The organism is Modestobacter italicus, from assembly GCF_000306785.1.
GTDB lineage: Bacteria > Actinomycetota > Actinomycetes > Mycobacteriales > Geodermatophilaceae > Modestobacter > Modestobacter italicus.
In genome coordinates this window covers 4,588,123-4,599,008 of record NC_017955.1, presented here as the reverse complement: position 1 = coordinate 4,599,008, position 10,886 = coordinate 4,588,123, and the positions used below count along the sequence as shown (strand labels likewise).

At 75.6% G+C, this 10,886-nt stretch carries 13 protein-coding genes; 7 read left to right on the top strand and 6 right to left on the bottom strand.

The genetic code is table 11. The features are described 5' to 3' along the window. The first annotated feature begins 65 nt into the window (after positions 1 to 65). The 6 genes from MODMU_RS21775 to MODMU_RS21750 all read left to right on the top strand — a co-directional run bounded on the left by MODMU_RS21775 (position 66) and on the right by MODMU_RS21750 (position 4,805). On the top strand, positions 66 to 776 hold the full coding sequence (locus tag MODMU_RS21775; RefSeq protein ID WP_051144056.1) for a phosphatase PAP2 family protein: 711 nt from the start codon (positions 66 to 68) through the stop codon (positions 774 to 776). A 117-nt stretch (positions 777 to 893) separates the two neighbouring features. Beyond that, positions 894 to 1,595 (top strand): GAF and ANTAR domain-containing protein, encoded by a 702-nt coding sequence (locus MODMU_RS21770; protein ID WP_014742548.1) that lies wholly within the window; start codon positions 894 to 896, stop codon positions 1,593 to 1,595. A gap of 45 nt (positions 1,596 to 1,640) precedes the next feature. Next, entirely contained in the window at positions 1,641 to 2,651 is a 1,011-nt protein-coding gene (locus MODMU_RS21765; protein ID WP_014742547.1) for an aldo/keto reductase, read from the top strand. Then, positions 2,648 to 3,133, top strand: a complete 486-nt coding sequence (locus MODMU_RS21760; RefSeq protein WP_014742546.1) for an XdhC family protein — start codon at positions 2,648 to 2,650, stop codon at positions 3,131 to 3,133. Before MODMU_RS21765 ends, MODMU_RS21760 begins: the two co-directional genes overlap by 4 nt. Continuing rightward, positions 3,130 to 4,518 carry an FGGY family carbohydrate kinase gene (locus tag MODMU_RS21755; protein WP_014742545.1) on the top strand — a complete coding sequence of 463 codons (1,389 nt, stop codon included), beginning with the start codon at positions 3,130 to 3,132 and terminating at the stop codon, positions 4,516 to 4,518. Before MODMU_RS21760 ends, MODMU_RS21755 begins: the two co-directional genes overlap by 4 nt. A gap of 95 nt (positions 4,519 to 4,613) precedes the next feature. Then, positions 4,614 to 4,805 (top strand): hypothetical protein, encoded by a 192-nt coding sequence (locus MODMU_RS21750; protein ID WP_014742544.1) that lies wholly within the window; start codon positions 4,614 to 4,616, stop codon positions 4,803 to 4,805. A 10-nt stretch (positions 4,806 to 4,815) separates the two neighbouring features. Here MODMU_RS21750 and hisN read toward each other — a convergent pair whose 3' ends face one another. Continuing rightward, positions 4,816 to 5,634 carry a histidinol-phosphatase gene (gene hisN / locus MODMU_RS21745; RefSeq protein WP_014742543.1) on the bottom strand — a complete coding sequence of 273 codons (819 nt, stop codon included), beginning with the start codon at positions 5,632 to 5,634 and terminating at the stop codon, positions 4,816 to 4,818. 67 nt (positions 5,635 to 5,701) lie between these two features. Next, a complete protein-coding gene (locus MODMU_RS21740) occupies positions 5,702 to 5,884 on the bottom strand; it encodes a DUF2795 domain-containing protein (protein ID WP_014742542.1) in 183 nt (60 codons plus the stop codon). A gap of 63 nt (positions 5,885 to 5,947) precedes the next feature. Between MODMU_RS21740 and MODMU_RS21735 the strand changes: the two genes are divergently transcribed. Next, positions 5,948 to 6,484, top strand: a complete 537-nt coding sequence (locus MODMU_RS21735; RefSeq protein ID WP_014742541.1) for a DUF2087 domain-containing protein — start codon at positions 5,948 to 5,950, stop codon at positions 6,482 to 6,484. A 60-nt stretch (positions 6,485 to 6,544) separates the two neighbouring features. On the opposite strand, the gene rsgA is transcribed toward MODMU_RS21735, so the two are convergent. Genes rsgA through MODMU_RS21715 form a run of 4 tightly spaced genes read right to left on the bottom strand, consistent with a single transcriptional unit; the run spans position 6,545 to position 10,822 of the window. After that, a complete protein-coding gene (gene rsgA / locus MODMU_RS21730) occupies positions 6,545 to 7,561 on the bottom strand; it encodes a ribosome small subunit-dependent GTPase A (protein WP_231851699.1) in 1,017 nt (338 codons plus the stop codon). Continuing rightward, positions 7,558 to 8,847, bottom strand: coding sequence for a 3-phosphoshikimate 1-carboxyvinyltransferase (aroA, locus tag MODMU_RS21725; protein ID WP_014742539.1), 1,290 nt, complete (start codon positions 8,845 to 8,847; stop codon positions 7,558 to 7,560). The genes rsgA and aroA overlap by 4 nt, the downstream gene beginning before the upstream one ends. Continuing rightward, positions 8,844 to 9,299, bottom strand: a complete 456-nt coding sequence (locus MODMU_RS21720; protein WP_014742538.1) for a DUF1905 domain-containing protein — start codon at positions 9,297 to 9,299, stop codon at positions 8,844 to 8,846. The genes aroA and MODMU_RS21720 overlap by 4 nt, the downstream gene beginning before the upstream one ends. A gap of 56 nt (positions 9,300 to 9,355) precedes the next feature. Further along, positions 9,356 to 10,822 carry an NAD-dependent succinate-semialdehyde dehydrogenase gene (locus MODMU_RS21715; protein ID WP_014742537.1) on the bottom strand — a complete coding sequence of 489 codons (1,467 nt, stop codon included), beginning with the start codon at positions 10,820 to 10,822 and terminating at the stop codon, positions 9,356 to 9,358. Positions 10,823 to 10,886 lie beyond the last annotated feature (64 nt).

The window sequence follows — 10,886 nt, the reverse complement described above, 5'->3', positions numbered from 1 at the left end:
CCGTGGTGGACGTCGCGTCCCGGTCCCGAACGTCGTCCCGTCGGTCCGCTCGCCCGGTCGGCCGCGTGCTGACCGCGGCCGGGCTGCTGGCCGTGCTCACCGCGCTCCTGGTCGGTGTCGTCGTCGGCAGCCACGTCGACGACTGGGACTCCGCGGTCTACCGGTGGGCGCCGGCCGTGCACTGGCCCGAGCTCGGCGGTGTCCTGCAGTGGTGGGTCATGCTGGGGCAGCGGGCGATCTGCCTGGCGATCGCCGCCGCGTGGCTGGGGCTGCGGGCCTGGCGGGAACGGGACCTGCGGCCGCTCGGCGTCCTGCTGGTCGCGACCCTGCTGACCAACATCGGGGTGGGTGCGATGAAGACCCTCGTGGGCCGGCTGGGGCCGTTGCAGCTGGGTGCGGACGCCGGGCTCCCCGGGGCCGCCGACGTCTTCGCGCCGGGCGGGACCATCTTCCCCTCCGGGCACACCGCGAACGCCGTCGTCACGTGGGGCGTCCTGGTCCTCGTCGCCCGGGGGCACCGGCGGGTGGGTGCGGTGCTGGCGGCCGTCGTGGCCGTCACGGTCGGGCTGACCACGGTCTACCTGGGCACCCACTGGATCTCCGACGTGGTGGCCGGCTGGTGCGCCGGTGGGCTGGTGCTGCTCGCGCTGCCCGCGGTCGTGCCCCGGGTGGAGCGGGCGGCGGCCCGGACCTGGGCAGAGGTCGCGGGTCGGCGCGCCCGCCGGTACCAGGGGCGCACCGCCCGTGCCCGGCTCACCGCGGTCGGCAGCAGGTAGCGGCGACATCGGGGCCAGCGCTTTACGGCGTATACGCTGTGCCGGCCGAGGACGCCACTCGGACAGGCGGGCGTCGAACCCACGGTGCACCGACGTGAGGAGAGGACCGCCCGCAGCATGACCGAGAGCCTCAGCGCGCTGCACCAGGAGCTGGCCCGTGTCGTCCTGGTCGACCGGGCGCTGGACGAGGTGCTCACCGAGATCGTGCAGATCGCCCGCCGGGCCCTGCCCGGCGCCGACGCCAGCTCGATCACCCTCATCCGCGACGAGCGGGGCTACACCGCCGCCTACGACGGGCAGCTGGCGATGGACGCCGACGAACTGCAGTACGAGCGGGGGTACGGCCCCTGCCTGGACGCCGGCCGCTCCGGCGAGGTCTTCGTCATCGCGGACATGCGCTCCGAGGAGCGCTGGCCCGACTACGCCGCGCGGGTGTTCGAGCTCGGCGTGCGCAGTTCGCTGTCCGTCCCGCTGCCCTTCCAGGGCGCGACCATCGGGGCGCTGAACAACTACTCGCTGGGCACCGGGGCGTTCGACGAGGGCGACCTGGCCGCCGGCGAGGAGGTCGCCGCCTTCGTCGCGATCGCCGTCGCGAACGCCGAGGCCGCCGCCCGGGCCACCGACGACGTCACGAACATGCGCCGGGCGATGGCCTCCCGCTCGGTGATCGAGCAGGGCAAGGGCATCCTCATGGAGCGCTACAAGGTCACCTCGGAGCAGGCGTTCACGCTGCTGACCCACGCCTCGCAGCGCAGCAACGTCAAGCTGCGCGACGTCGCCGAGGAGCTCACCACCACCGGGGTGCTGCGCGGGAGCTGACCCCCGCTCTGGCGGCGCCCGCGCCACCGGGGACAGGATCAGGGCATGACGCAGACGTTCCCGACCGTCCCCCGGCGCAGCCTCGGCGGCCTCGAGGTCTCCGCCCTGGGCCTGGGGTGCATGGGCATGAGCCAGATGTACGGCACCGCCGACCGCGGCGAGTCGATCGCGACCGTCCACCGGGCGCTCGACCTCGGGGTGACCTTCCTGGACACCTCCGACGTCTACGGCGCCGGCCACAACGAGGAGCTCGTCGGCGAGGCCATCGCCGGTCGTCGCGACGAGGTGCAGCTGGCGACCAAGTTCTCGCTCACGCACAACGACCGCGGCGGGATGGACATCGACGGCCGCCCGGAGAACGTGCGGGCGCGGGTCGAGGACAGCCTGCGCCGGCTCGGCGTCGACGTCATCGACCTCTACTACCAGCACCGGGTCGACCCGCGGGTGCCGATCGAGGACACCGTCGGGGCGATGGCCGAGCTGGTCGAGCAGGGCAAGGTGCGGTACCTCGGCCTGTCGGAGGCCAGCGCCGAGTCGATCCGCCGGGCGGTGAGCGTCCACCCGATCGCCGCGCTGCAGAGCGAGTGGTCCCTGTGGACGCGGGACCTGGAGACCGAGGTGCTCGCGGTCGCCCGCGAGCACGGCATCGGCATCGTCCCGTTCAGCCCGCTCGGCCGCGGCTTCCTGACCGGCGCGATCACCAGCCCCGACGACTTCGCCGAGGACGACTGGCGGCGCACCCACCCCCGCTTCACCGGCGAGGCGTTCACCGCCAACCTGCGGCTGGTCGAGGCCGTCCGCGCGATGGCCGAGGAGAAGGGCGTGACCGCCGGGCAGCTGGCGCTGGCCTGGGTGCTCGCGCAGGGGGAGGACGTCGTCCCGATCCCGGGCACCAAGCGGCGCAGCTACCTGGAGGAGAACGTCGGCGCGGCCGGCGTGCAGCTGACGCCGGAGGACCTGGCCCGGCTCGGCGAGATCGCCCCGCCCGGGGTCGCCGAGGGCGGCCGGTACGCCGACGCCGCGTACGCCTACGGCAACAGCCCGGAGCGGGGATGACCGCCGCAGCCCCGCGCGTGCTGGTGCTCGTCTACGCCTCGCCGGTCGCCGCGGCGATGGCCGGGATGGCCACCCAGCTGGGCTACCGGGTGGCGCTCGTCGAGCCCGACCCGGGGCTGCGGAACTCGGCTGCCTGGGCGGAGGAGGCCGTCGGTGCGCTGAGCGAGCTGGACGGCGAGCCCGACCTCGAGGCCGCCGACGTCGTGGTCACCGACCACCACCGGGACGACCTCGGCGTGCACCTGCGGGACGCGCTGGCCCGCCCGGTCCGCTGGGTCGGCATCATGGGCAACCCGCGGCACGAGGGCCCGCACGTGGCCGCGCTCGCCGCGCTCGGGGTCGGCCCGGACGACGTCGCCCGGGTGCACCGGCCGATCGGGCTGGACATCGGCTCCCGGACGCCCGCGGAGATCGCGGTGTCGACGCTCGCCGGGCTCCTCGCCGACCGCAACGGCCGGTCCGGCGGCTTCGCCCACCGGTGACCGTCGTCGTCGGGGTCGACCTCGGCACCAGCGGGCTGAAGCTCGCCGCGCTCGACCCGGACGGCGCCGTGGTGGCCGAGAGCGAGGCCGGCTACCCGGTCGACCGGCCGCAGCCGGGGTGGGCGCAGACCGACGTCGCCGTCTGGCGGGCCGCGCTGGACGACGCCCTGGCCGCGCTCGCCGGCCGGCTGGCGGGCCGCCCGGTCGCGGCCCTCGGGCTGTCCGGGCAGATGCACGGCGCGGTGCTCGTCGACGCCGCCGGCAGCGCGCTGGCCCCGGCGGTGCTGTGGCCCGACCGCCGCGCCGCCGGCGAGCTCGACCGCTGGCGCCGGCTCGCCGAGCCGGACCGCGCGGCGCTGGCCAACCCGCTGGCCGCCGGGATGACCGGCCCGCTGCTGGCCTGGCTGGCCGTCCACGAGCCGCGACTGCTGGCCAGGGCAGCGTCCGTGCTGCTGCCGAAGGACGCCCTCCGCGCCACGCTGCTCCCCGGCGCCGACCCGGCGGTGACCGACCGCAGCGACGCCTCGGCCACCCTGCTGTGGGACGTGCCGGCCGACGGCTGGTCGGCGGCCGCGACCGCCGCCGCCGGGATCGACCCCGGCCTCCTCCCGGCGGTGCGGCCGGGCTCCGCCGTGGTGGGGACGGCGGAGCTGCTCGGCGGGTCGGTGCCGGTCGTGGTGGGCGGCGCGGACACCCCGCTGGCGCTGCTCGCGGCCGGCACCCGCGACGGGGTGCAGGTCAACCTCGGGTCCGGGGCCCAGCTGATCCGCCCGGGCGTGCCGGCGGCGCCGGCGGCCGACCCGGTCGTGCACTGCTACGCCGACGCCGAGGCGGGCTGGTACGCGATGGCCGCGCTGCAGAACGCCGGGACGGCCTGGGACTGGGTCCGGGAGGTGCTGGGCATGGACTGGGCGGCCTTCGCCGGCAGCCTGGCGACCTCCCCGGCCGGCGCCGGCGGGGTGGTGTTCTCCCCGTTCCTGACCGGTGAGCGCGGCGGCGTCGCCGCACCCGACGCCCGCGGCGGCTGGACCGGCCTGTCCGCGGACACCACCCGGGCCGACCTGGCCCGGGCCGCGGTGGAGGGGGTCGCCTGCGCGGTCGCGGCCGCGCTGGACCTGCTCGGCCCGGTGGCCGGGGAGCTGGTCGTGCTGACCGGTGGCGGCGCGCGGGAGCCGGCGGTGCAGCGGGTGCTGGCCGACGTGCTGGACCGCCCGGTGCAGCACGTGCAGGTGCGCAGCGCCTCGGCGGCCGGGGCGGCGGTGCTGGCCGCCCGCGGCGTCGGGCTGGAGGTCGTGCCGCAGCGCGGCGCGGACGCCGTGGTGGAGCCGCACGGTCCCGGTGCGGCCGCGGACCTGCGGGCCCGGTGGTCGGCGGCGGTGCGCTGAGCGCTCACCGCGCGGAACGACCCGGCTGCTGTCACCGTTGTCCGGACGAGCGAGCCCGGCACGGGCTCCCGGGGACACGAGGGGGTGGGCGCGTCATGGCGTCGCTGTTCAACAAGGTCGTGCAGTTCGCGAACAGCCCGAAGGGCAAGCAGGTCATCCGTCAGGCCACGGACAAGGCCCAGGAGCTGGCCAAGGACCCGAAGAACCGGGCGAAGATCGACGACGTCCGCCGCCGGATCCAGGGTGGCCGCGGCGGCAACGGGACGGGCACCGGCCCCGTCCGCTGACCCGCCGGCCTCACCGCGACGGCGCTCGTCCCGCTCCCGGGGCGAGCGCCGTCAGCACGTCGGGGTGCAGCGCGCCGTTGCTGGCCACGGCGCTGCCGCCGGCCGGCCCCGGCGTGCCCGCCAGGTCGGTGAAGGTGCCACCGGCCTCCCGGACGATGACGTCCAGCGCCGCGAGGTCCCACAGCGACACCTCGGGCTCGCAGGCAACGTCGACCGCACCCTCGGCGACCATCATGTAGCTCCAGAAGTCGCCGTACGCCCGGGTCCGCCAGACCGTCCGGGTGAGGTCGAGGAAGGCGTCGAGCCGGCCCTGCTCCTCCCAGCCGGAGAGGCTGGAGTAGGACAGGCTCGCGTCGGCCAGCGTGGACACCTGCGACACCGTGCAGCGGGTGGCGTTCTCCAGCCGGCGCCCCGTCCACGCGCCGGTGCCGGCCGCGGCCCACCACCGGCGGTGCAGCGCCGGGGCGGACACCAGCCCGACCACCGGGACGTCGCCGTCGAGCAGCGCGATCAGCGTCGCCCAGACCGGCACCCCGCGGACGAAGTTCTTGGTGCCGTCGATCGGGTCGATCACCCAGCGCCGGTCACCGCGACCGGTGCTGCCGAACTCCTCGCCGATCACCGCGTCGCGGGTGCGGGCCCGGGCCAGCGTGCTGCGCAGCTGCTCCTCGACGGCCCGGTCGGCGTCGGTGACCGGCGTCAGGTCGGGCTTGGTGTCGATCACCAGGTCCTGGGCGCGGAACCGGTCCAGGCTGAGCGCGTCGGCCTGGTCGGCCAGCACGTGCGCCAGCCGCATGTCCTCGTTGTAGCCCCGCTGCCCCGACGTCATGAGGCCCGAACCTAGTGGAAGGACCCCCTGGCCCCCGTGCTGTCACGGGGGCAGGCGGGGCCCCTGGTCACGTGAAGACGGACTCGCTGACGCCGCTGGGGCCGTCGTACTCCCGGTCGTCGATGCCCTGGAGGGCCTTGATGACGTCGTCCCCGCCGCCGTGCTCCTGCGCGTGCTTGACGATGTCCTCCTTCTTCGCCGGGTAGTCGATGCCGCCGAGGGCCTTCTGGATGTCGATCGGGCTCACCATGACCCGGACCTACCCCGCGGGCCCGGCGGCGACGCGTGGACCGGCGCAGTTACCGTCGACGGCATGGAGGCCGGGACGATCGTCGGGTTGCTCGCCGACCCGGCGCGGCTGCGGGTCGTCGCGGCGCTGGCCCTCGGCGCCGGGACGATCGAGGAGGTCGCGGAGGCCTCGGGCCTGTCGCTCAAGGACGTCGCCCTCGCCGCCCGCCGGCTGGCCCGGGCCGGCCTGGTGCACCGTGACGGGCACACCCTGGCGCTGCACACCGAGCGCTTCGCCGAGGCTGCCCGCACCGCGGCCGCCCAGGCGCCACCGCCGCCCCGGATGTCGGCGGACCCGGCCGAGGACGCCGTGCTGCAGACCTTCGTGCGGGACGGCCGGCTGGTCAGCATCCCGGCGCAGCACAGCAAGCGGCTGGTGGTGCTGGCGCACCTGGTGCACGTCTTCGAGCCCGGCGTGCGCTACCCCGAGCGCGAGGTCAACGCCCTGCTGGCCGCGTGGCACCCCGACGTCGCCGCGCTGCGCCGGTACCTGGTCGACGAGGGGTTCCTGACCCGGCAGGCCGGCGTCTACTGGCGTTCCGGCGGCTACGTCGAGGTCTGAGGCCCGCTCTCAGGGGCCCGCCGCGAGCTCGCGAGTGGTGGGGGGAGAGGGGGTCCTTCGTCAGTGGCCCGGGCCGAGCTGGCCGACGGCGGCGATCAGCCGGCGGAAGCTGGCCAGCCGCTCCCGGCGGGCCGGCGGGCCGCCGGCAGCCCAGGCGTCCAGCGCGCAGCCCGGGTCGACCGCGGTGTGCCCGCACAGCGGCGGGCAGTCGACGGCGGCCTCGGCGAGGTCGTCGAAGGCGGCTAGCACGTCCGACGGCGTCACGTGCGCCAGGCCCAGCGAGCGGATCCCCGGGGTGTCGATGACCGTGCCGCCGCCGGGGAGGTCGAGCAGCACCACCGAGGACGACGTGTGCCGGCCCTTGCCGATCTTGCTCACGTCGCCGGTGGCCCGGAAGGCGTCGGGCACCAGCCGGTTGACCAGGGTGGACTTGCCGACGCCGGACTGGCCGACCAGCACGCTCATCCGGTCCCGCAGGTGCTCCAGCAGGTCGTCCAGCGACGCCTCCCGCGACATCGGGACCGCCTGCACCTCCAGGCCGGCGTAGCGGTCCAGCAGCGGCTGCGGGCTGGCCAGGTCGGTCTTGGTCAGGCACAGCAGCGGCGCCAGCCCACCGGCGTAGGCCGCGACCAGGCAACGGTCCAGGAACCCCAGCGCCGGGTCGGGGTCGGCCACGGAGGTGACGACGACGAGCAGGTCGGCGTTGGCGACCACGATCCGCTCGGTCGGGTCGGTGTCGTCGGCGGTCCGGCGCAGGGAGGTGACCCGGTCGGCGATGGTGACGATCCGGGCCAGGCTGTCGGTGCGCCCGGTGGTGTCGCCGACCACCCGGACCCGGTCCCCCACGACCACGCCGTGCTTGCCGAGCTCGCGGGCGCGCATCGTGGTGACGTCGACGGGGGCGCCGTCGGGGCCCTCGACCCGCACGGTCATCCGGCCGCGGTCCACGGCGATGACCAGGCCGGGCACCGCCTCGTCGTGCGCGGGCCGGGTGCGGGTCCGCGGGCGGGAGCCGTGCCGGGACGCCCGGACCCGGACGTCGTCCTCGTCGGAGCGGCTGTCCATCCTGCGGCTCACGCGGGCACCTCCACCGGCTCGCCGAGCAGCCCCGCCCAGCGCTCGCGGAAGTCCGGCAGCGTCTTGGTCACCGCGCCCGGGTCGGTGACCTCGACGCCGTCGACGGCCAGCCCCAGCAGCGCCGCGGCGTGCACCATCCGGTGGTCGGCGTAGGAGTCCAGCCGGGCCGGGCGGCGCGGACCGGGCGTGATCACCAGCCCGTCGGGCAGCTGCTGCACGCGCGCGCCGACGGCGGTCAGCACCTCGTCGAGGGCCTGCAGCCGGTCGGTCTCGTGCCCGCGCAGGTGCGCGATGCCGGTCAGCCGGGACGTGCCGTCGGCCAGCGCGCACAGCGCGGCCAGCACCGGGGTCAGCTCGCCGACCTCGCCCAGGTCGGCCTCGAGCGGGGCGATCCGGGTGCCGCCGACGACCTGCAGCCCGTCGGAGGTGCGGACCACCTGGGCGCCCATCGCGGTGAGCAGCCGGTCCAGGTGGGCTCCGGGCTGGGTCGTGTCGGTCGGCCAGTCGCGCACGCTCACCCGACCACCGGTCACCAGTGCCGCGGCGAGGAACGGGGCCGCGTTGGACAGGTCGGGTTCGACGACCCGGTCCACCGCGGCGACCGGGCCGGGGGAGACCCGCCACCCGCGCTCGGTCGGGACGACGGTGACGCCGTGCTCGGTGAGCGCGCGGACCGTCATCTCCACGTGCGGCATCGAGGGCACGGTGCCGGCCAGCGCGAGGTCCAGCCCCTCGTCGAAGCGGGCGGCGGCCAGCAGCAGCCCGGAGACCACCTGGCTGGACTCGCTGGCGTCCACGGTGACCGCTCCGCCGCGGACCGAACCGGTGCCGTGCACGGTGAACGGCGCCCGGCCACGCCCGCCGTCGTCGACCTCCACCCCGGCGGCGCGGAGCCCGGCGATGAGGCCGGCGTTGGGCCGCTCGCGCAGCCGGGCGTCGCCGTCCAGCCGGACCGGGCCGGTGGCCAGGGCGGCGACCGGCGGCAGGAACCGGAGCACGGTCCCGGCCAGGCCGGCGTCGACCTCGGCCGGCCCCCGCAGCTCGCCGGGTGCGACCAGCCAGTCGTCGCCGTCCTCGGTGATCCCGACGCCGAGGGCGCGCAGCCCCGCGGCCATGAGGTCGGTGTCCCGGGCGCGCAGCGGCCGGACCAGCCGGCTGGGACCCTCGGCCACCGCGGCCAGCACCAGCGCGCGGGCGGTGATCGACTTGGAGCCGGGCAGCGTGACGACGGCGTCGACCGGCGTGCTGCGGGCAGGTGTCGCCCAGACCTCGACCATGCCGGTCATCCTGCCCTGCTGGCCTCCTCGGCCAACGCGGCGACGGCGGCTGCGACCCGCCGCTGCCGGGTCGCCTCGGCCTTGGCGCCCTCGACGGCGAGCACGTGCCGCAGCTGGGCGCTGTACGACGACGCCTCGAACCGCGCGCGGGCCGCGGGCTCGGCGTCCAGCGCCGCCGCCAGGTCGGCCGGCACCTCGACCTCCCGCGGCTGGTCGTCGAGCTCGATGTCCACCTCGACCTCGTCGCCGGCGGTGACCCCGGCGGCCGCCCGCCGCTCCGCGCTCAGCGGGATCAGCGAGCGACCGCCCATGCTGCCGATCGACGTCCGGTAGGTGTGCCCGCCCACGGTGACGGTGACCGCCGGCTTCTTGCCGCCGCCCAGCGCCTCGACGACCTCCGGCGGCACCGCCATGCCGGTCGCGGTCTTCCCGTGCAGCTCGATGGTCGTCGTGAACCTCATGGCCGGAGAGGATGGCAGCTCCGGGCGCTGCCGCACAGCGCCCGGAGCCGGGACCGTCAGCCGCCGGTGTGCTGGGCCGGCTGGGCCTGCTTCTTGGCCGGCATGGTGCGCACCAGCCGCCGGTTGGCGAACTCGAACATGCCCAGCTCGGAGAGCTCCCGGCCGTAGCCGGAGCGCTTCACGCCACCGAAGGGAAGCTCGGGGGAGGAGCCGGAGGGCTGGTTGATCCACACCATGCCGGACTCCAGCCGGTCGGCGACCGAGCGGGCCCGCTCGGTGTCGCCGCTGTACACCGCGGCGCTGAGCCCGAAGTCGCTGTCGTTGGCCAGCGCGATGGCCTCCTCCTCGTCGGCGACCCGGTAGATCACCGCGGCCGGCCCGAACAGCTCCTCGTGGTAGGCGCGCATGTCCGGCGTGACGTCGGTGAGCAGGGTCGCGTTGACGAAGGCCCCGTCGTGCTCGGGGCGGCCACCGCCGGCCAGCACGGTGGCGCCCTTGTCGACGGCGTCCTGGATCTGCGCGGCCAGGTCCGCCGCGGCGCGCTCGGTGGACAGCGGGCCGAGCGTCGTCGACGGGTCGGCCGGGTCGCCGGGGGTGAAGGTGGAGAACGCCTGCTTCAGCCCGCCCACGACGTCGTCGAAGACCTCGTCGAGCACGATGATCCGCTTGGCGGCGATGCACGCTTGGCCGGTGTTGGCCATCCGCGCCATCGTCGCGGCCTTGACCGTGCGGCCGACGTCGGGGGCGTCGAGCACGATGAACGGGTCGCTGCCGCCGAGCTCGAGCACCGACTTCTTCAGGTGCTTGCCGGCCAGCTGCGCGACGCTGCTGCCGGCCCGCTCGCTGCCGGTGAGGGTCACCCCCTGCACCGCCTTGTGCGCGATGACCTGCTCGACGTCGGCGATCCGCAGGAACAGGTTGGTGTAGACGCCCTCGGGTGCCCCCGCGTCGCGGAACAGCTTCTCCAGGGCCAGCGCGCACTGCGGGTTGTTCTCCGCGTGCTTGAGCAGGATGGTGTTGCCGAGGGTCAGGTTCGGCCCGGCGACGCGGACCACCTGGTAGAGCGGGTAGTTCCACGGCTCGATCGCCAGGATGACGCCGATCGGCTCGTTGACCACGACGGCCTCGCCGGCCATCACGTCGATCGGCTTGGGCTCGAGGAAGCGCGGGCCGTTGTCGGCGTAGTAGTTCAGGATGCTGGCGGCCAGCTGCACCTCGCCGGCGGCCTCCTGGATCCGCTTGCCCATCTCCTTGGTGATCAGCGCGGCGAACTCGTCGGTGCGCTCGAGCATCAGCTCGGCGGCCTTCTTGACGACCGCGGCGCGCTCCTCGACCGTCCGCCGGCGCCAGTCGAGGAAGGCGGTGTGCGCCTTCTCGACCACGCCGTCGACCTCGCTGGTCTCCAGGAAGGGGAACTCCTGCTCGGTCTGGCCGGTGTAGGGGTTGACCGTCGCGTACGGGCGCGCGCCCGCGTCGCTGGCGGTCTTGGGGTGCTCGGTGGAGGGAGCCTGGGTGGTGGTCACGTCGTCGTGCTCCTTCTGGTGCTCTCCGTCGGATGTCCTCCTCCGTACTACCCCGTCCGCCCGC